The sequence below is a fragment of the Gordonia sp. (in: high G+C Gram-positive bacteria) genome, assembly GCF_020438995.1.
Classification (GTDB): Bacteria; Actinomycetota; Actinomycetes; order Mycobacteriales; family Mycobacteriaceae; genus Gordonia.
In genome coordinates, this window is sequence record NZ_JAGQTN010000014.1 from 1 (window position 1) to 19,586 (window position 19,586).

18 protein-coding genes are annotated in these 19,586 nt (G+C 66.8%); 7 read left to right on the plus strand and 11 right to left on the minus strand.

What is annotated here, in order from left to right; translation table 11 throughout:
* The 4 genes from KDB67_RS00935 to KDB67_RS00950 all read right to left on the minus strand — a co-directional run.
* The coding region (locus KDB67_RS00935) for a ribonucleotide reductase N-terminal alpha domain-containing protein (RefSeq protein ID WP_291011230.1) at positions 1 to 2,275 on the minus strand (2,275 nt) is incomplete at its 3' end.
* A gap of 80 nt (positions 2,276 to 2,355) precedes the next feature.
* Positions 2,356 to 2,808, minus strand: a complete 453-nt coding sequence (gene nrdI, locus KDB67_RS00940; protein WP_291011232.1) for a class Ib ribonucleoside-diphosphate reductase assembly flavoprotein NrdI — start codon at positions 2,806 to 2,808, stop codon at positions 2,356 to 2,358.
* Between the two features lie 224 nt (positions 2,809 to 3,032).
* Positions 3,033 to 3,266, minus strand: a complete 234-nt coding sequence (gene nrdH / locus KDB67_RS00945; RefSeq protein ID WP_291011234.1) for a glutaredoxin-like protein NrdH — start codon at positions 3,264 to 3,266, stop codon at positions 3,033 to 3,035.
* 416 nt (positions 3,267 to 3,682) lie between these two features.
* Entirely contained in the window at positions 3,683 to 4,294 is a 612-nt protein-coding gene (locus KDB67_RS00950; RefSeq protein WP_291011236.1) for an NAD(P)H-dependent oxidoreductase, read from the minus strand.
* Positions 4,295 to 4,508: 214 nt separating this feature from the next.
* On the opposite strand from KDB67_RS00950, the gene KDB67_RS00955 reads away from it, so the two are divergent.
* Positions 4,509 to 5,156, plus strand: coding sequence for a helix-turn-helix domain-containing protein (locus tag KDB67_RS00955; protein ID WP_291011266.1), 648 nt, complete (start codon positions 4,509 to 4,511; stop codon positions 5,154 to 5,156).
* Positions 5,157 to 5,176: 20 nt separating this feature from the next.
* Here KDB67_RS00955 and eccB read toward each other — a convergent pair whose 3' ends face one another.
* Positions 5,177 to 6,625: a type VII secretion protein EccB gene (eccB, locus tag KDB67_RS00960; RefSeq protein ID WP_291011238.1), complete on the minus strand. Its 1,449-nt coding sequence runs from the start codon at positions 6,623 to 6,625 to the stop codon at positions 5,177 to 5,179.
* 245 nt (positions 6,626 to 6,870) lie between these two features.
* Here eccB and eccE point away from each other — a divergent pair, with 245 nt between their 5' ends.
* On the plus strand, positions 6,871 to 8,736 hold the full coding sequence (eccE, locus tag KDB67_RS00965) for a type VII secretion protein EccE (protein ID WP_291011241.1): 1,866 nt from the start codon (positions 6,871 to 6,873) through the stop codon (positions 8,734 to 8,736).
* Here eccE and manA read toward each other — a convergent pair.
* From manA to KDB67_RS00980, 3 genes are all read right to left on the minus strand, one after another.
* Entirely contained in the window at positions 8,684 to 9,976 is a 1,293-nt protein-coding gene (gene manA, locus KDB67_RS00970; RefSeq protein ID WP_291011243.1) for a mannose-6-phosphate isomerase, class I, read from the minus strand. The two genes, eccE and manA, sit on opposite strands and share 53 nt — an antisense overlap.
* Positions 9,977 to 11,080, minus strand: coding sequence for a hypothetical protein (locus KDB67_RS00975; RefSeq protein ID WP_291011245.1), 1,104 nt, complete (start codon positions 11,078 to 11,080; stop codon positions 9,977 to 9,979).
* Positions 11,081 to 11,144: 64 nt separating this feature from the next.
* The gene (locus KDB67_RS00980) at positions 11,145 to 11,636 is read right to left on the minus strand and encodes a DUF3499 domain-containing protein (RefSeq protein ID WP_291011248.1); all 492 of its coding nucleotides are present in this window, start codon (positions 11,634 to 11,636) and stop codon (positions 11,145 to 11,147) included.
* Between the two features lie 125 nt (positions 11,637 to 11,761).
* Between KDB67_RS00980 and KDB67_RS00985 the strand changes: the two genes are divergently transcribed.
* Positions 11,762 to 12,271, plus strand: a complete 510-nt coding sequence (locus tag KDB67_RS00985) for a metallopeptidase family protein (RefSeq protein ID WP_291011250.1) — start codon at positions 11,762 to 11,764, stop codon at positions 12,269 to 12,271.
* Between the two features lie 125 nt (positions 12,272 to 12,396).
* On the opposite strand, the gene KDB67_RS00990 is transcribed toward KDB67_RS00985, so the two are convergent.
* Positions 12,397 to 12,630, minus strand: coding sequence for a WhiB family transcriptional regulator (locus KDB67_RS00990; protein WP_291011269.1), 234 nt, complete (start codon positions 12,628 to 12,630; stop codon positions 12,397 to 12,399).
* A 526-nt stretch (positions 12,631 to 13,156) separates the two neighbouring features.
* On the opposite strand from KDB67_RS00990, the gene cofD reads away from it, so the two are divergent.
* From cofD to KDB67_RS01005, 3 genes are read left to right on the plus strand one after another with little or no spacing between them, the layout of a single operon-like run.
* Complete coding sequence (gene cofD / locus KDB67_RS00995) at positions 13,157 to 14,209, plus strand: 2-phospho-L-lactate transferase (protein ID WP_291011253.1); 1,053 nt, start codon at positions 13,157 to 13,159, stop codon at positions 14,207 to 14,209.
* Positions 14,206 to 15,567: a coenzyme F420-0:L-glutamate ligase gene (locus KDB67_RS01000; RefSeq protein WP_291011256.1), complete on the plus strand. Its 1,362-nt coding sequence runs from the start codon at positions 14,206 to 14,208 to the stop codon at positions 15,565 to 15,567. Before cofD ends, KDB67_RS01000 begins: the two co-directional genes overlap by 4 nt.
* Positions 15,564 to 16,130: an NUDIX domain-containing protein gene (locus KDB67_RS01005; protein ID WP_291011259.1), complete on the plus strand. Its 567-nt coding sequence runs from the start codon at positions 15,564 to 15,566 to the stop codon at positions 16,128 to 16,130. The genes KDB67_RS01000 and KDB67_RS01005 overlap by 4 nt, the downstream gene beginning before the upstream one ends.
* A 56-nt stretch (positions 16,131 to 16,186) precedes the next feature.
* On the opposite strand, the gene glgC is transcribed toward KDB67_RS01005, so the two are convergent.
* Positions 16,187 to 17,416, minus strand: coding sequence for a glucose-1-phosphate adenylyltransferase (gene glgC / locus KDB67_RS01010; protein WP_291011261.1), 1,230 nt, complete (start codon positions 17,414 to 17,416; stop codon positions 16,187 to 16,189).
* A 163-nt stretch (positions 17,417 to 17,579) separates the two neighbouring features.
* Here glgC and glgA point away from each other — a divergent pair, with 163 nt between their 5' ends.
* Positions 17,580 to 18,746: a glycogen synthase gene (gene glgA, locus KDB67_RS01015; RefSeq protein ID WP_291011264.1), complete on the plus strand. Its 1,167-nt coding sequence runs from the start codon at positions 17,580 to 17,582 to the stop codon at positions 18,744 to 18,746.
* Here the strand turns inward: glgA and KDB67_RS01020 are convergent.
* A partial coding sequence (locus KDB67_RS01020) for a methyltransferase domain-containing protein (RefSeq protein WP_366851588.1) occupies positions 18,732 to 19,586 on the minus strand: 855 nt, incomplete at its 5' end. The genes glgA and KDB67_RS01020 overlap by 15 nt on opposite strands.

Consider the following 19,586-nt stretch of genomic DNA (forward strand, 5'->3'; position numbering starts at 1 on the left):
CCATCTCGTGGTACTTGTCGGTCACGTTCACGTCCGCGAACGGCACTCCGTAAACGCGCTCGACGTCGTACGGGCTGAACAGGTACATGTCGTCGTTGGCCTTGGCCAACTGGAACGTGATATCGGGGATCACCACCCCCAGCGACAGTGTCTTGATGCGGATCTTCTCGTCCGCGTTCTCCCGCTTGGTGTCCAGGAAGCGGTAGATGTCCGGATGGTGGGCGTGCAGGTACACCGCACCCGCACCCTGCCGGGCACCGAGCTGATTGGCGTAGGAGAACGAATCCTCCAGCAGTTTCATGATCGGGATGACACCCGACGACTGGTTCTCGATCTTCTTGATCGGCGCGCCGTGCTCGCGGACATTACTCAGCAGCAGCGCCACACCGCCGCCCCGCTTGGACAATTGGAGAGCCGAATTAATCGACCGTCCAATGGATTCCATATTGTCTTCGATGCGAAGCAGGAAACAATTGTGAACGACTGTCCCTCGGATTGAGTACGTATGCGTACCCTTGACGTGCAGATTATAGACTTTATCCGGAGTCTCGTCGATCTGAACGAGCTCGCGAATACCGTACACCTGCCGTCCGTGGACGGTTTGGTAGGTTGTCCGCAGCGTTCCCTTTCGGCCGACGTAGTTCTGCAAATTCTTGCCGATGTCGAAAATGAACTCTTCATTGACACCGGGAAGTCCCGGAACCACGACATGGCCCGTCAGATTCCCCGCCTGATTCGTGTACCTGCGCACAATCGACATCACACCGAGACGTCGAAGCATCAACTGAACTTGGTCGACGAGGACGGGATTGACCAGGTCCAGAACCATCCCGCCGACAGTTGAGCACCCATCGCCACGGAACAAGCCCATCAAGACCCCACGCTGGAACTGTTCATCCGCGGTGAGAACGCTGTGAGCCAGTCGCTTTGTGCTGTACCCGGTACCCGCCAGCGACAACAGCAGTTCGGCGACGACCTTGCTGTTCGAGACCATACGCACCGAGTGGTCGCTGCTGTTGCTATGAACTGACAGTTCAGTGGCAAATACTCGCTTGAATGCCGATGACAACTCCTCATGATATGAGGTCTCGTGAGCTCCGAGGGTGAAGTGCACACCGTCCGCCACTGTGCGCTCGGTGGATCGCTTGGAGACATGCCCCTCCGCGATGTACCACCCCAGGATCAGCCCCAAGTCATACGATTCTTCTACATGCCGGTTGACCGAGATGAATCGCTGGCTGTGCCGTTGCTTGTTGCGGTGCTTCTTATCCTGATTGACCTTGCAGATGAGCCCGTCAACCTCTTCGTAGACTCCCGCTCCGACATACTCCATCAGGTCGTAGGAACGCCGTGCCCGCGCTTCGGATGGCGCGGTAGTGACAATAAAGTCCGAGTGGTGAATATCTTTCGCCGCCAGCCACACGAATCCGTTGAACGGATCGGCACCGTCGCCTTCGATCAGGGTGTCCACGTCTCTGGTTGTCCACACAAGAATCGGATGCTCGGGGGTACACCGAATGGGCTCTTTATGCCCGAAGTGGGAGATTGAGATCAACTGCTGATCATTGTCGTTCTCGATCAGCTGTTCTACTTCGGCGTACGTACCATCGTGCGAGAGAACCAGATCCCCCGGCTTCAGCGACTCGATCGCCCGCTGTCCATCGGCAGTATCTATTGGTGTACCCGCCGGGAAACAGCTCACTGGCTCACCGCGTTGTTTCTTGCCCGAATTGAGGAAGGTGGGGGTAGCCGGCTGGAACCGGCCCTCGATGATCTCGTCGACGAGGTTGCGCGCCAGTGCGGTGTCTCCGGCGGCGAGGGTCATCGCCACCATGCAGACCCGGTCCTCGAAACGCTCCAGGTAGCGCTTGCCGTCGAAGGTCTTGAGGGTGTAGCTGGTGTAGTACTTGAACGCGCCGAGGAATGTGGGGAAGCGAAACTTCTTGGCGTAGGCCTGCTTGAACAGGTCCTTGACGAACTCCCTGTCGTACTGCTCGAGCACCTCGGGTTCGTAGTAGTTCTCCTCCACCAGGTATTCGAGCTTCTCATCGAGATCGTGGAAGAACACCGTGTTCTGGTTGACGTGCTGCAGGAAATACTGCCGCGCCGCCTCGCGATCGCGGTCGAACTGGATCTTGCCGTCCCTGTCGTACAGGTTGAGCATCGCGTTGAGGGCATGGTAGTCGAGTTCACCCGGCTCATGCCCGGACGGTCCGGCGTGCACACCGGACTGGCTTGCCGACGCGATGGTCTCAGTGGATGCGGTTGGCGACACGAAATACTCCTGGTAGCACGACGGAAACTCTGGGGGAAACTCTGGGGGATGGAATCAGGCTGGGAGACAAGGAAAACAGGTTACGCCCGCGCATGCCGGGCATCGAGGCGGGCAGCAAACTCGGCGAGTCCCGCGCGCACGCGCACGACGTCGTCGGCGGTGCCCATCAGTTCGAATCGATACAGGTACGGTACACCGCATTTGCGCGAGATCACGTCACCGGCGAAACAGAACTCCTCACCGAAGTTGGTGTTGCCGGCGGCGATCACTCCCCTGATCAGCGAGCGGTTGTGCTCGTCGTTGAGGAAGCGGATCACCTGTTTGGGTACGTAGCCGCCGCCGGTCGTCGAGGACACCTTGCCGCCACCGTAGGTGGGACAGATCAGCACGTACGGCTCATCGACGGAGATCGTCGTCTGCCGGTCGTTGACCGGAATCCGGACGGCACGCACGCCGAGCTTGGTGACGAAACGATGAGTGTTCTCCGACACCGACGAGAAGTACACGACGAGCGGCACCTCATGGCTGGGCATCGCTGCACCTTCCATCTGACGAGCAGTATTCCCGGACTGGAATAGCTGCCGGGCCGACGGACCCGCCGGCCGGCACCCGACCACCGTGACCTCACCGAGGTCATGGCAGGCCGGGGACGACCGACAGGTCCCGACAATCCTGACCGATACGTCCTGACGAGCAGAGGCGCGAGAATTCGACTTCCCCATCGCATTCCCACCGGCCACTGCCGGCACCGGCCGTATCAGGCGGCGTTGGCGGCGAGTGCCTTGATGCGATCGGGACGGAATCCCGACCAGTGCTCGTCACCGGATACGACGACGGGTGCCTGCAGGTAGCCGAGCGCCATGACGTAGTCGCGGGCGGCGTCATCCTTGCTGATGTCGACGATCTCGTACGACAGGCCCGCCTTGTCGAGGGCCTTGTAGGTCGCGTTGCACTGAACGCAGGCCGGCTTGGTGTAGACGGTGATTGCCATCGAATCTCCCTCGTGATCTGACTGCTCTGCTGTCTCGGAGGGTGCTGCGAGGCAGCCCCCGCAAAGTACCCTCCCCAGCGTGATGCTCACGGTCCGCACGACTCGAAAGTCTGGTGCGACGTCGAAACCTCTTGCGTGTGATTCGCGATCCCGGACCGCTTGTCATTCCGCCCCGCCGGTTTCACAAACACTACACCTAGTGGGTGGCGTTTGCCCAGACCACTAGACCTTGGGAATCACACCGGTGAAAGTCGCAGGTAGAAGCGGTAGGAAAGCCCAAACTCCCAGGTCATCGGGAGTGTCGCCGAGCGCCTGCCGCGACCGCACGGACGGCGATGACCGCCTCCCACCGTCGATCACGACGGCCGGAAGCGGCCATGGCAGAGGAAGCCCCCGCAGGCGTGCCCGAGGCGGCCTTAGGCGACGGCGGCCACCTCGCCGGCGAGCCGGCTCACGGCGCCGACGACCTGTTCGACGACCTCGGGCGCCGACACGCCCTGCTCTCCGAGCTTGGACGAATTGATGCCGACCTCGACCTCTTCAATGACCTGACCGCCGGCGATACCGACAGACTTGCGGGTCTCGGTGCGCGACCAGGTGCCGGCGTACTGACCGAGTGCCGCACCGATCACGCCGACCGGCTTGCCCTTGATGGCGCCGGTTCCGTACGGCCGCGACAACCAGTCGATCGCGTTCTTCAGCGCGGCCGGGATGCTGCCGTTGTGCTCGGGGGTCACGATCAGGACTGCATCGGCGTCGGCGACGGCGGTCCGCAGCCCGGCGACCTTGGCGTCGACCTCGCCCGCGGCCGGGTTGACCGACGGATCGGTGTCCTCGTTGTAGAACGGGAGCGCACCGAGGTCCTCGATGACGCTCACCTCGACCCCTTCGGGCGCGTTGTCGGCGGCGACGTGCGCGAGTTGCCGGTTGACCGATGCCTCGCGGAGGCTGCCCACGAGTGCGACGACCCGGGCCCCCTGTGCCGGGGCTGCCTGTACCGAATCGGTTCCGTTCGTATCCTGCGACATGATGGTTCCTTCCCGAACTACGTCATCTACTCGACATCGACCAACCGGACCGAGGTCCGTTATATTCCCGGATGGCGGACGGGTTAGGCTCAGGGGCGTGTCACACGAGGCGGAAGCGGACAATCCGGTACCGGACGGTCCCGGACCGAAGCACGCCGACCACAGTGGCCCCGACACAGCCCGCGTCCTCCCGGTCCACACGTCCACACTCGCGCTGTCCCGGCGGCCGGCCGACCTACTCGCCGCGGACCTGCTCGCCGCCGAACCCGAGCGTTCCGACGCCGCCCGTAACAGAAGACTCCTACTGGCCGCGGCGCAGCGGCTGATAAAGACCCGGCCCGTGTCCTCACTCACGATGGAGGCCGTCGCCCACGAGGCCGGCGTCGGCAAAGGCACCGTGTTCCGGCGATTCGGCAGCCGTACCGGCCTGATGATCGCCCTGCTCAACCACTCGGAAACCGAACTGCAGCAGGGCTTTCTGGCCGGACCACCGCCGTTGGGGCCCGGAGCGCCGCCGCTCGAGCGGCTCACCGCCTACGGCCGCGCCCGGCTCGACATGACGGTCACCCACCTCGACATCCTCCTGGAGGCCGACAGCGCGGGCGGACGGTTCCTGAGCCATCCGGCGTGGGCCGCGTCGACGACGCACGTCGGCTTTCTGCTCGGACTACTCGGTCTCGGGCCACGCGTCGACGTGCTGTCGGTCGCCATTCAGACGCCACTCAACGCGGCGGCGGTGGCCCATCTACGCAATGTCGCCGGCCTCGACACGGACACCATCTACGGGCAGTGGGAGACGATGGTCCGGTTCCTCGTCGAGGGTTCGCACATCACGACCCCACCTTCAGACCCACTCACCTGATGCCTTCGGTCAGGGCACGCTCAGCCCTGACCGACACCGTCGTGTGCCACCAGTGCGGCGGTCCTGCTGAGGGTGGGGCCGGGCGGCAACAGTGAGACGATCGGCCACGGCACCGGCGCAGGTTCGGCCGACAACCCGAGCACTGCGGCGGACTGCGGCTCCGCGATGCCGTACCGGACTCCTGAGTCGCTGACGTAGAAGCGCGATTGTGCTCGGGTGCTGCGTGATTCGGCACCGGTGACGATCACGGGTTCACCGCTGCCGGGCCGGACGTAGACACTGTCGACGGACGGTCCGCCGCCGTCGGCGCCCGCCACCGGGACCGGCGACGCGCCGTCGGGAATCGGTACGGACGTACCGATTAGTAATGTCATCCGGGCCGGCGTCCGGTCGTTTGCGGGCAACCACGACTGGCAGGCGACGGGATGGGTGTCCACCGGGGCCACATCCGGAACCTCCGACGGAAAGTCGCCGACGGCGAGTTCGGATGTGGTGGGCAGCGCGGCGATCCGGGCGGGCGGCACCGTCGCGACCGCCCCCGATCCGCGCGCGTCCGCGGTCCGCAGGATCTCCGCGGCCACACGTCCCACCTTCTGCACCGCATCGGCGAGGACGACGTAATAGGTGCTGGTGTCATCGACGGCGACCGAGCGCACGACCGACCCCACGGCGATGCCCGGCCCGGTGAGCACACCTTTGCGGCCTTTGCCCGCAATCTGTGGCAGGGCGATGGGCGGTACCTCCGGAATGAGCGCGAGCAGACCGGCGCTGACCGGCCGCGGCGCGACCCCGTCCAATCGCAGTACCGACCGGACCTCGACGGATTCGAGGTCCACCTCGGCGCGGACCGCCGTCTCGTCGCCGTCGGGCCGGTAGACGAGAAAAGTCTTGTCCGCGTGCGAGATCAGCAGCGCCGAACGCCGCGACGCGGGTGCGGCCGGCCCCTCCCGAACCGGCGGTGCCGCGATCACGCTCAGCCGCACACCGCCGGTACCGCCGCTCGACGGCCCCGCCTCGTCGCATACCGTCCATGCGCGTGCGCCACTCGCCGGACCGGGTAGGGCCGACGGTGCCCCGGGGATCCCGAGCAGCGGTCCCCGCGGATAGCCGCTCAGCTTCTTGTCGGCCACCGACCGGGGCGTATCGGCCTTTCCGGTGATGAGCCGCGCCGACGCCAGGTTCAGCACCGGGTGCAATCGATCGGATACGACCACATACATTGCGCCGCTGCCTTTTCCGACGACGATCACCGAATCTCCGACGGCCCCCTGGGGGCGGATCATCCCCCAGATGGCGCAACCGGCCAGGATCACCACGGCCAGGACCGCGCCGACCGCCAGCGCGTTGATCTGCGATCGCATCGGGTCGTCGATCATCCGCACGTCGCGTCGAACCAGTGCGTGCTCGAGCCTGCGGATCATGAACCGGTACCCGTTGACCTGCGCACGCGTGGTCAGTTGCCTCGCCAATACGTCCTCCCCCCACAGTCGGAACCCCCGCGCCCCGCCGGATACCGGTCCGGCATCCACAGATACCGGCCGGGGCCCCTTTGCCGCCGGCGGGCGCCGTAGTAGCGTATCGGAGCGATGGCGGCCGGGCGAGACCATCATGCACAGCACGAACCTCGTCACCTGCCGCCTCCGCGCCGAAGGGGGGTTGCGTGAGAACGTACCGAGCACTGCCACAACAAGATTCACACACCGCGATCGGATACATGATCGTGGTTCAGATCGCCGCCGGGGTGGTATTGGCCGTCTGGGGTCTCTCGTCCGCCGCACCGGCGGCGGTGACCGGCGTCGTCGCGGCGATCGTCATCGCCGGCTGGTGGTGTTGCACACAGATCCGCGAAGCCCGATCGTTCTGGACGCGAATCCTGTTCCACATCAACGGTTCTCGCGTATCCGTCGGCATTCCCGTCGAGTTCGCCGATATCCCGGCCACGGGAGGGCCCCTGACGGACACGCTGGTCGCCGGCGACGCACAGGCCCGTACAGTGGAGGGCATCGGTGTATCCGTATCGCCGGACGTTCTGGTGACCGTGATCCGAGTACGGCCCGCATCCCCCGCTGTGCGTTACCTCGACCGGACAGGACGCGACCGCGGGCCCGGCACCGAACCGCCGCTGGCACTCGCGCCACTGGCCGACTGCCTGGCCCAGTTCGACATCGCCCTGCACTCGATCGACGTCGTCGTCCACACCGCGGCCGCCGGTGCATCCGGCCCTGTGTCACATTCGTACGCAAGAACTTTGGGACCCATCAGGTCGACACCACGCACCAGTACCTTCGTGATCGTCCGGCTCGATCCGCGGAACTGCCCCGAAGCGATCACGCGCCGCGGCGGCAACACCGAGGGCACCGCACGCACCGTGGCCGTGGCCACCAGGCGGGTCGCGGCCCGCGTCACCGAACGAGGCCTTGCCGCCGATATCCTCTCCGCCGCGGAGATCCCCGCGGTATTGCGCGAACTCACCGGCGGCCTCGCCTCCGCCGAAGTGAGCCAGTCCTGGGGTCACGCGTATTCGGGCCCACTGTGGTGCCGGACGGTGCCACTGGACCAGGGCGGCGCGGCACAGCGCTACTCCTCCATCGACGCCGCCGTCCATCCCGCCGCTGCCAATCCCGCCCCTACCCATCACCGTGCAGCCGATCACACTGTGCTGCAGTCGGATACGTGGGCACGGCCGACCGCCGCCACGACGACCGTCATCGGCCTGACCGGCACGGCGTCGGCACCCTGCGTACGGGTGATCACCCGGATCATCGACACCGATCGCGGCACCGACGACCGCGACGACGGGCCGGCCGACACACATGCGTTGTGCGGCCATCAGGCCGAAGCGCTGCTGACCGGCCTGCCCCACCCGCGTTCGCACACCGCGTGGCGTCACGTCGCACCGGTGCTCGGTGCGGCCGCCCGACAATTGATCCAGCGAATAGCCTTGCCGTGCAGCGGATCAGGTCAGCTCCTCGGTGCCGACCCGCAAGGCAGGCCGGTTGCGCTCACGCTCGCCGGTCCCGGCGTGTCCCGGGTGGTCATCGACGCACGCCGGCCGCTGGCCGCGCAGATCGTGTTGCGCGCCATCGCCACCGGCGCGCAGGTCGTCGTTCACACCGACGATCCCCACCGCTGGCGGCCCATGCAGACTGCCGTCGATCGTCCCGACCGGCTCAGTCTGGCACCGGCAAACAACCTCCCCGTACTGCCGGCGCGGGTGGAGGTCTACGACGGACCCGTTCCACCTCCGGACTCACCCGGGGTCACGATCTTCCAGCTGTGCGAGTTGGCCGACGAATCGGCCAGACCCGGCAACGCACCGGCCACGACGGTGTTCATCAGGCAGGATCGGCGCAACCCACACACCTTCAGCGTCGACACCCACACCGGCAGAACCGTGGTCTCCATTGTGGCCGTCGACGATGAATGGGCGATCATCAACGGCCGCCGTGGCTCGGCGGAACCGCCCCGGACAGCGCAGGGTGCACATCTTGCACCGGTCCACGCGGCACCTCTGGCTAACGCGTACCCTACGCCGGTGCCGCCGGCACCTGTCCCTCCACCGCCCCGGCGCGCTGACTGACCGGTACGAGCACCCGGCAGAACGTCGCCCTCGATGACGCGGCGCGAACGACGACATCGGGATCGCCTGCGGCCAGCCATAGCGCCGAACCCGCCGGAACCGTCGCCGAATCGCCTGCGGCCGTGCGCACCTCGATGGTGCCGCCGAGTACCGCAAGCATCTGCGGCCCGGGCATGTCGAACGAAATCGATTGCGAGCGCCGCAGTCCCGTCCCGTCCAGTTCGACCTGCGACAGGCGGAACTCGGCTGCCGGTGTGAGATAGATGCGTTCGGCGCCCAGGGTGCGCACGGTGGGACGCAGTTCGGCCACCGGCACCGGAGTGAAGTCGAGTACGCGCAACAACTCGGGCACGTCGATGTGCTTGGGGGTCAGCCCACCCCGCAACACGTTGTCGGAATTGGCCATGATCTCGACACCGGTACCGTGCAGATACGCGTGCAGATTTCCGGCGGGCAGGTACAGCCCTTCGCCCGGACGCAGCCGCACCCGGTTGAGCAGCAACGACGCCAGCACCCCCGGATCTCCAGGATACATCTCACCGAGTTCGAGCAGGGTCCGCAGCTCACCGGTGAACTCCGTGTTACGCGACTCCAGCACCGCGACAGCGCCTTCGAGGACCTGCGGCACCAGCGCCATGATCGCGTTCTCGGGAAGTGTGAGCCAGGTGGTGAAGACCGCGCGCAGCCCGTCGCAGTCGGCCTGACCGGCGAGCAGCCCCAGATAGGGGTCGAGCGCGGGCACCTGCAGTTCACGTAACAACTCGACTGTCCGGGCCGGTGGCCGGAAACCGGCGAGCGCGTCGAACTCCGTCACTGCGACGACGAGCTCGGGTTTGTGCCAGGGATCGCGGTAGTTGCGCTCGGGTGCGTCGATCGCGAGCCCGCGGGCATTCTCCCGAGCGAAACCCTCCTGTGCCTGGACAAGGCTCGGGTGGGCCTGCAGCGACAACGGCTCCTCCGCCGCGAGGATCTTGAGCAGAAACGGTAGCCGTTCGCCGAACCGGCCCATCGATCCGGCGCCGAGCTCGTGCACCGGATCGGACCGGATCACCGAGAGCAGGTCCGTACCCGGCATGCCCTGGTCGCCGGACCGCACGCACCGTGCGGGCGCCGCCGGATGGGCACCGAACCACAGCTCGGCCTCCGGATGGGCAGACGGAACCTGCTGTCCGCGCAGCGATGCGAGGGCCGTCCGCGACCCCCACGCATAAGGGCGGACCACCCCTTCGAGTCGTTCCATTCAGCTCCCCCTGATCAGCCGCAGGTACACAGCGGCCATATCCACGCGCAACAACGCCGACAGCAGCGGTTCGAGATCGGCGGGCAGATCACCACGGGTATCCATAGGCGAACCCGGTGCAGCCGCCTGCTCCGATTCTCCTTTCACGGATCCGACGACCAGCACCGCCTCACCCAGGGTGCCCGTCCGGTGACGCAGTTGCCACTCACGGCGCGGCACCCCCAGCACGAGAACGGTCAAGGCAGCCGGTGCCGGACCGTCAATGAACGGATCGTGGAACAGCGAGTCCGCCGGGCCGGAACCCGCGCGATCACGCACCGCGACCGAGGCTCCGGCGACGTCGGTGGCCGCGCACGCGACGCCGGCGATCGCCAGCATCGTCGTCGCCGCCTGTGCGGCGGTCGCGACGCTACCGGGAGTGTCGCCACACACCACCATCGAGGTGTCCGCCATCCGCGACGCCAGCAGCTTGGCCTGGTTGCGAAACGACTCCCGCGACACGTGGTTGGCCGCGGCCTCGGCGTCGAGCGCATTGGCCACGGCATCGAGACCGGGAACCTCGCCGGTGAATCTGACCGAGGACAGACCCGTCACCACGGCCACAATGACCGCGACGAATCCCGTGAACCCGAACCGCCGATCAACATGCACCCGCGGCGACAGATCGATGCCGGCTCCGCCCAGCGCGTCACGCAGTGGACCTTCCAGCGGCGCCCCGACGACGACCTCGGCACGCCGTCGGGTGGCGCGGGCCGCCGCATCGGCAAGGGCCGGATCGCCCGCGTCGTCGCCGAGGACGACCACCACGTCGAGTGGGCCCACCCACCCGGGCAACGACGGCACGCACACGAGCGGCACGTCGGTGTGTGCGGCGAGCATCGCGACCGTGAACTCGGACGCAGCGGCCGCGACGAGGCTGCCCCCCGAAACGATCACCACGCCGCGTGGCCGTAAGGGGGACAACGGATCGAGCGCACCCTCGCGCACAGCCTCGGCGACGGCACGCACCTGCGCACCTGCCCTGGCCACCGACTGCAGCAGCCCATCGACGTCGAGAGCCACCAGCCCTTCGACATCATCGAGATCCGGCATACCGGTGCGCATGACCACCACACTAGTGTCCCGGTGCGGAGAAGTCCGGCATCGACTCAGGTCGTCGCCTGAGTGTTCAGTCGACGGGGTCGGGCAACACGCGAAGGTGGCCCCTGCGGCCCGGCCGTGGTTTGACCGGAGGCAACGGCTGCACAACACCGGCATCACCGCGGGCGGGACGGTCGTAGATGCTCTCCCCCGGCAGTCTCGGCGAGAAGCCCGCGCGCCGATGCCTGTTCGTCCTCGCCTCGTCGAGGCCGTCGAAACCGGCCATCCGTTCTGCGGCGACACCCGATCTACCGCCCACTTCGCGTACTGCTTCGGCCAGGGCCGTCAGTTCGTAGTCCTCGGCGACGGGCGCGGAGAAGCCCCGTTCGCTGCGCAACATCTCCCACCCGCGGGGCACGGTGATCCGCAGTGCGTGGTCTTCACACAGGTCCCACGAATGCGGTTCGTCCGTGGTCGCCAACGGGCCCACCACCGCGGTCGACTCGGCGTACACGAACGTCAATGTCGCCACGGCAGGCCGCGAGCAACCGGGCCTGCAGCACTGTCGTGGAAGTTTCACCCCACGAGATTATCGTGCCGAGGCCCTTATCGATACCTCTGACACGCGCCAACGCGCACGCCGGATCCGAACATGGATACCGCGCCGGTACCCGTCACTGCTCCTGCGCGCACTACACTCACGCCATGCGCACCGATCCGCGGCGCCGGAACCAGCCGGCAGGCGACAGTACCCGGCGGGGAATCTCCCGTGCGGGACGAGACCGTCGCGGTCGCGGCCTGCGGGCACCACTGTTGCCCCAGACGGTGCCCGCGCACACCAGCCGGTCCGACGACTTCGACCGCAACGCGCTCGAGGCGTTCGCCGACATCGATCAGCGTTGGCACGACCGCATCGCCGACCTCGATATCGCGGTCGACGAGATCCCCCGGATGCTGCCGACCGATCCCGATTCGGTGCAGTGGCCCGACGAGGTCACCGCCGACGGCGCGGTGCCGCTGGCCAGGCTCATCCCCGCGGGAATCGACGTCCACGGCCGACCTACCCGTGCCCAGATCATCCTCTTCCGCCGACCCTTGGAGATGCGCGCCAAGCGCGGCGCAGACCTGCTCGAACTCATCCACGAGGTCTTGGTCCAGCAGGTGGCCACACACCTCGGCGTCGATGAGGACACCATCGACAACGGACCCGGCTGAGGGTGTGTCGAGCGCCGGAAACAGACCGCCGCTGAAACAGGGTGCGGCCCGAAACAGACTGCTACCCGAAACAGACTGCCGCCGGAGCGATGTGGTCGCTCCGGCGGCAGTCCGTTGGGAAAGTGTCAGACGATACCGCGTTTGATCCGGCGGCGCTCCCTTTCGGACAGCCCGCCCCAGATACCGAACCGCTCGTCGTTGCCCAATGCGTACTCAAGGCACTCTGCCTGTACCTCACACCCGTGGCAGATCCGCTTGGCCTCGCGGGTCGATCCTCCCTTTTCCGGGAAGAATGCCTCGGGGTCGGTCTGCGCACACAGCGCGTCGTCCTGCCACTGGTGCTCGACCGCGTCGAACATGCTGTCAAAGTCGTTGGCCACCAACGACAAATGACGTGAACCTACTCCGTCGCGCTCACCATCGCTTGCATTACCGCTCACCTGTTCGATACCCGACACCCGGGCCTCAAGGTCTTCACGCGGATTCTCGATCGAGTGGTCAGAAGTCATCTCGGAGCTCCTCCCTCGTGAAATTCGCCGCCGGGGACGGGCCGATTGCTCTCAGAACTCAAAACCTCAACATGGCGACGAACATCGCCGATCCGGCCGCCGGGAACCGGCGTCGGCCGCGTTCGGCCACCGGCCGAACTCATCTGAACTATCCTTCGTGTCATCACTCACCCCGAATAAGTACTTCACGTCGGCAGAAATCGAACATCTGGTCGAAACTGGTGGCATCCAAGGACTCTCGACCGGATTATTGATCGCAAATCGCAAATGACACTGGTGTGATTAGACACGCCTCTCAGCGGTCCGGTCAAGTCAAAACCGAAGATCCGTCCATATCGATCCGCCCCTTCCCCACCGCCCCTCTATACTCGTTGCGGTGAAAGTGACCGTGCTCGCCGGCGGTGTCGGCGGCGCCAGATTCCTGCTCGGAGTGCGTGCGCTTCTGGGCCCCACACCGTTCCCTCCGCCACTGAGCGAGTCGGGCGATCCGGTGGATGCGCCGGGCAACCATGACATCACTGCCATCGTCAATGTGGGCGACGACGTGCGGATGCACGGCATGCGGATCTGTCCCGACCTCGATACCTGCATGTACACCCTCGGCGGCGGCATCGACTCCGGCCGCGGTTGGGGCCGCTCGGACGAAACCTGGAACGCCAAGGAGGAACTGGCCGCCTACGGAGCCGATCCCGACTGGTTCGGACTCGGTGATCGAGACCTGGCGACACACCTGATCCGCACCCAGATGCTCGACGCCGGCTATCGGCTCTCGGACGTCACGGCCGCGCTGTGCCGACGCTGGCAACCCGGCGTGCGGCTGCTGCCGGCCACCGACAATCGCTGCGAAACCCATGTCAAGATCGCCAAACCCGGTGGGTCGCAAGATGAATACGTCGCCATCCACTTCGAGGAATGGTGGGTGCGCCATCGCGCGCAGATACCGGCGCACGGTTTCGTGCAGATCGGGGCCGACCGGGCCACTGCGGCGCCCGGAGTACTCGAAGCGATCGCGGAGGCCGACATCGTGCTGCTGGCACCGAGCAACCCGGTCGTCAGCGTCGGCGCGATCCTGGCAGTCCCCGGGATCCGCGGCGCGCTGCGGACCACCGCGGCACCGGTCGTCGGTGTGTCGCCGGTGATCGACAACAAGCCCCTGCGCGGCATGGCCGACGAATGCCTGACCGCGATCGGGGTGGCCACATCGGCGGAGGCCATCGCGGCACACTATGGTCCGCGCAGCGGGAACGGCATCCTCGACGGCTGGCTGATCGCCGACGGTGATGCCGTCGACACCGCGGTGGTCGACGGCATCACCGTCGGCACCGCGCCACTGTTGATGACCGACCCGGCCACCACCGCGCGGATGGTGGCCGACGCGTGCGCCCTCGTCGGCGTCAACACCCCGGCCGCCGACGGGCACGACCTATGACCGCGACCGACCACGCATCCGGTTCGGCCATCGAGATCTTCCCGGTCACCGGCCTCGGGGAATTCGGTCCCGGTTCCGATATCGCCGCAGAGATCATGGGCGCGGTGAACGGAGCCGGCGGACCGGGGCTCCGCGACGCCGACGTGGTGGTGGTGACGAGCAAGATCTTCTCCAAGACCGAAGGTCGCATGGTGGCCGCACCAACCGCACCCGAGGAGCGGGATCGGTTGCGCCGCAAACTGATCAGCGACGAGACCGTGCGCATCCTGGCCCGCCGGAACGCCACCTGGATCACCGAGAACCGCAACGGCCTGGTGCAGGCCGCGGCCGGTGTCGACGGATCGAACGTGGCCCGAGATCAGCTCGCGCTGCTGCCACTCGATCCCGATGCCAGCGCCGCCGGACTCCGTGAGCGGATCGCCGAACTGGCCGGCCGCACCGTGGGCGTCATCGTCACCGACACCATGGGCCGGGCCTGGCGGACCGGGCAGACCGACGTGGCCATCGGCGCGGCCGGTATCGCGGTGTCCCACGGCTACGACGGCTCAGTCGACGGGTACGGCAATCCGCTGATCGTCACCGACATCGCCGTCGCCGACGAGATCGCCGCGGCCGCCGACCTGGCCAAGGGCAAACTCGGTGGCGTGCCTGTGGCCATCGTCCGCGGGCTACGCGTCGCCGATGACGGCACCACCGCCCGCGACCTGGTCCGGCCGACAGCCGCCGACCTGTTCCGTCTCGGTACCGAGGAGGCCATCGCGCAGGGGCATCGGGAGGCGCTGCGCACCCGCAGGTCCGTGCGCACCTTCATCGATCGGGCGGTCGAACCGGAGTTGCTGCATGAGTCGTTTGCCGACGCGCTGACCGCCCCCGCACCCCACCACACGCACCCGGTCCGGTTCGTCCGGCTACGCGACCCCGCGCGTCGGGTGAGGCTGCTGGAGACGATGACCGAACGCTGGCGCAGCGATCTCCAATCCGATTCCAGGACAGCCGAATCCATCGACAAGCGGCTCTCGCGCGGCCGGATCCTGTACGACGCACCGGAAGTCGTCATCCCCTTCCTGGTGGCCGAGGGTGCCCACACCTATCCCGACGCCCGCAGGAATGCCTGCGAGCACACCATGTTCACCGTTGCGGCCGGCGGCGCGGTGAACGCTCTGCTGGTGGCGCTGTCCGCGCGGGGCATCGGTAGTTGCTGGATCGGCTCGACGATCTTCGCCGCCGACACCGTCCGCGAGGTACTCGGACTCGGCCCGGCCTGGGAGCCGCTCGGCGCGATCGCCATCGGCTACCCCGTCGACGACACAGCGCTGCGTCCGCCCGCCGCCACCGAAGGGCTGGTCCTGGAGCTATGAGCACCGCACTGCATCGTTCGGCCGTCACCGCATTGCGGGACTGGCAGGCACCCGACGACGCCCAAAACTCGTTGCGGCACACCTATCTCGCGTTTCTCGACGCGAATCCCGATGCGTGCCTGCGTAAGTCGGCGTCCGGACATCTCACGGCCTCGGTGATCGTCTTCGATGCCACGCTGCGGCACGTCCTGCTCACCCTGCATCCGCGGGTCGGCCAATGGCTCCAGCTCGGCGGGCACTGCGAGCCCGATGACGCGACCATCGCCGACGCCGCTGCGCGTGAGGGCCGCGAGGAGTCCGGTATCGAGGGACTCGATCTGAGCGTCGGCATCGTCGGGTTGCATACCCACTCGGTCACCTGTTCGCTGGGCGTGCCCACGCGGCATCTCGACGTTCGGTTCGCCGCGCTCACGCCGCCGCAACCGGACGACGGATTGCCCGCGTTCGTACGCAGTGACGAGTCCGTCGACCTCGCCTGGTGGCCGATCGATGATCTGCCGCCCGGCACCGCCGACGACCAGCCCGAACTGATCACCAGGGGCCTGGCCGCACTGCGCCGCTGACCGGGCCGGTCTATGTGTGCTGACCGGGCCGGTCTATGTGTGCTGACCGGGCCGGTCTATGTGACGGGACCTGCGATGGTCACACCTTTTCCGACGGCCACGACCCCGCCCGAGCTCACCGAATACTGCGCGCGATCGGCATCGTGGTCGACACCGATCTGCTGACCGTCGGCGATCACCACGTTCTTGTCGAGAATGGCCCGGCGCACCACCGCGCCCTTGCCCACCCGGACACCGGGCATCAGGACGCTGTCCTCGACCACCGCACCGGCCTCGATGAAGACGTCCGAGGACAGCACCGAGCGGGTGACCGTGGCCCCCGAGATGATGCAGCCCGCACCGACCACCGAATTCTCGGCGTGCCCGCCCTCGACGAACTTGGCGGGCGGCAGGTTCAGACTTTCGCCCCGAATGGGCCAGCGCCGGTTGTACAGGTTGAACACCGGATGCACCGACACCAGATCCATGTGGGCGTCGTAGAACGCATCGAGCGTGCCGACGTCGCGCCAGTAACCCTTGTCGCGTTCGGTGGCGCCCGGGACGTCGTTGTCCTTGAAGTCGTAGACGTATGCGGTGTCCTTGGCCACGAAGGCGGGGATGATGTCGCCGCCCATGTCGTGATCGGAATCGGAGTCGGCGGCGTCGGCCCGCAACGCCTGCACGAGAGCATCGGTGGTGAACACGTAGTTGCCCATCGAGGCGAACGTGACGTCCGGATCGTCGGGTGTGCCGGGCGGGTCCTTGGGCTTCTCGAGGAAGCGGGTGATGCGGCCCGAGGCGTCGGCGTCGATGCAGCCGAAGGCGAACGCCTCCGAGCGCGGCACCCGGATGCCGGCGACCGTGACGTCGGCACCGCTGCGGATATGCGCGGCCACCATCTGCGACGGATCCATCCGGTATACGTGATCGGCGCCGAAAACCACGATGTACTCGGGCTTCTCGTCGACGATCAGGTTCATCGACTGGAAAATGGCGTCGGCGCTGCCGGTGTACCAGCGCGGCCCGAGCCGCTGCTGCGCGGGCACCGGGGTGATGTATTCGCCGTGAAAGCCCGAACTCCACCAGGTCTGCGAGATATGCCGGTCGAGGGAGTGCGACTTGTATTGCGTCAGTACGCAAATCCGCTCGTAGCCGGCGTTCACCAGATTCGACAGGACGAAGTCGATGAGGCGATAGGCACCGCCGAAGGGCACCGCCGGTTTGGCACGGTCCATGGTCAGTGGGTACAGGCGCTTGCCCTCGCCGCCGGCGAGGACGATACCGAGCACGTGCGGCTGTGATCTCACCCTCTCAACTTAACCGCCAACAGTGGCCGGGGCCAGACGAACGAGCCGGTAATAGTCACGAAACTCTCCGACGTTCCGCCGATTTCATCGCGCGCGTCCCGCCGCCGCGTCCATTTGACGCAATGTGTGGCGGACCGCTGACGGGGGCACTAGCGTCGTTCACATGCGGGTTGCGATGATGACGCGTGAATATCCCCCCGAGGTCTATGGCGGCGCCGGTGTGCACGTCACCGAACTCGTCAAACACCTCGGCACCCTTGCCGCGGTCGACGTCCACTGCATGGGCGCCGACCGCCCGACCGCCGCGGTCTATCAGCCCGATCCTGGTCTGGCCGGGGCCAACGCCGCCATCACCACGCTGTCCGCGGATCTGCGGATGGCGGTGGGGGCGGCCGGTGCCGACGTCGTCCATTCGCACACCTGGTACACCGGACTGGCCGGACACCTCGCGGCACAGTTGTACGGTGTCCCGCACATCCTCACCGCCCATTCCCTGGAACCGATGCGGCCGTGGAAGGCAGAACAACTCGGCGGCGGCTATCGGGTGTCGAGTTGGGCCGAACGTAACGCCGTCGAGTACGCCGATGCCGTCATCGCGGTCAGCACCGGGATGGCGACCGACGTGTGCACCACCTATCCGTATCTGGACCCCGCCCGAGTTCACGTGGTGCGCAACGGCATCGACACGCAGTCGTGGTATCCGGTCGATGACCCGTTCGGCCCGGGGTCGACGCTGACATCACTCGGCGTCGATCCGAAGCGGCCGATCGTCGCGTTCGTCGGCCGGATCACCCGGCAGAAGGGCGTGGCGCACCTGGTGGCCGCGGCACATCACTTCGATCCGTCGATCCAGCTGGTGCTGTGCGCCGGCGCACCCGACACACCGGAGATCGGGGCCGAGATCGAATCGTCGGTGGCGGAGTTGTCGGCATCACGCGCAGGCGTCTACTGGGTCCGCGACATGCTCCCCCTGCCCAGGATCAGGGAAATCCTCACCGCCGCAAGCGTCTTCGTATGCCCGTCGGTGTACGAACCGCTCGGCATCGTCAATCTCGAGGCCATGGCCTGTGAAACGGCGGTGGTGGCCTCGTCCGTCGGTGGCATCCCCGAGGTGGTCGATGACACCGTCACCGGCACCCTGGTGCCCTTCGATCCGGCCGACGCGATCGGCTTCGAGCAGGGGCTGGCGGACGCAGTGAACGCCGTGGCGGGTGACCCGGCGACAGCGGCGGCGATGGGCCGGTCCGGGCGGGAGCGAGCGGCCGCGGAGTTCTCGTGGGCGACGATCGCCGAACAGACGCTCGACGTGTACCGGTCAACCCTTCGGTAGAAAAGCCGCCACCCGTACCGCTATCGTGACGGGAACCGTGGTCCGGTTTCCGGCCAGTGTCTGTGCCGCCGCGGCGATCTCGGCCTCGCCACGGTGAAACGCCGTGGGGCCCATCGCGACCAGATCCGCGACCAGTGAAACCGGCGCATCGATGCGGTAGCTCACCGACTGTGCGGTCGGCGCGCCGAAACCGTCCGCCATATCGGACTCCAGCCGGGCATCCTTGTCGTCGGCGATCCGTAGCATCCCCATCGGGCCTGCCAGTTCGGCCAGATGCCCCGGTTCGGGAGTCACCGTCACCACCACCCCACCGGGCCGCAGGATCCGGGCGAACTCGGCAACGTTGCGCGGGGAGAACACCGACAGGACGGCGGCGACCTGCGCGGACCGGATCGGCAGGCCCGACCATGCGTCCGCCACCACCGCAGTGGACCGGTCGTGGGACCGGATCGTCGCCCTGGCACAGAACTTCGACAGATCGATGCCGATGCCACGCGCGCCGGGCCGCGCGTCGAGAACACCGGCCAGATAGTGCCCGGTGCCCGAACCTATGTCGGCGACCACCGGATGTTCGCCGTCCGGATGTTCTGCGGTGCAGTCGGCCGGTGCCCACACCGTCCGCGCCCACACCGTCCGCGCCACCGCGTCAACGACCGGCGCAAACGCCTGCGCCTGGTGCACGCGGCCTCGTGCGGCGACCATCTCCGCCGTGTCCGATCGCAATCGACGGGTGCGTCCATTCAGGAGCGAGACATAGCCCTGCCGGGCAACGTCGAAGGAATGTGCCGCGTCGCAGACCAGCGAGCGGCGATCCGGGCCGACCCACAGCCGCCCGGGCGA

What these genes read in the sequence shown, in the direction of transcription:
- nrdI (WP_291011232.1), bottom strand. Translation starts at nt 2,808, where the DNA reads ATGCCCAGCCATGAGGTGCCGCTCGTCGTGTACTTCTCGTCGGTGTCG.
- nrdH (WP_291011234.1), bottom strand. Translation starts at nt 3,266, where the DNA reads ATGGCAATCACCGTCTACACCAAGCCGGCCTGCGTTCAGTGCAACGCG.
- KDB67_RS00950 (WP_291011236.1), bottom strand. Translation starts at nt 4,294, where the DNA reads ATGTCGCAGGATACGAACGGAACCGATTCGGTACAGGCAGCCCCGGCA.
- eccE (WP_291011241.1), top strand. Translation starts at nt 6,871, where the DNA reads ATGATCGTGGTTCAGATCGCCGCCGGGGTGGTATTGGCCGTCTGGGGT.
- manA (WP_291011243.1), bottom strand. Translation starts at nt 9,976, where the DNA reads ATGGAACGACTCGAAGGGGTGGTCCGCCCTTATGCGTGGGGGTCGCGG.
- KDB67_RS00975 (WP_291011245.1), bottom strand. Translation starts at nt 11,080, where the DNA reads ATGCGCACCGGTATGCCGGATCTCGATGATGTCGAAGGGCTGGTGGCT.
- KDB67_RS00985 (WP_291011250.1), top strand. Translation starts at nt 11,762, where the DNA reads ATGCGCACCGATCCGCGGCGCCGGAACCAGCCGGCAGGCGACAGTACC.
- KDB67_RS00990 (WP_291011269.1), bottom strand. Translation starts at nt 12,630, where the DNA reads ATGTTCGACGCGGTCGAGCACCAGTGGCAGGACGACGCGCTGTGTGCG.
- KDB67_RS01000 (WP_291011256.1), top strand. Translation starts at nt 14,206, where the DNA reads ATGACCGCGACCGACCACGCATCCGGTTCGGCCATCGAGATCTTCCCG.
- KDB67_RS01005 (WP_291011259.1), top strand. Translation starts at nt 15,564, where the DNA reads ATGAGCACCGCACTGCATCGTTCGGCCGTCACCGCATTGCGGGACTGG.
- glgA (WP_291011264.1), top strand. Translation starts at nt 17,580, where the DNA reads ATGCGGGTTGCGATGATGACGCGTGAATATCCCCCCGAGGTCTATGGC.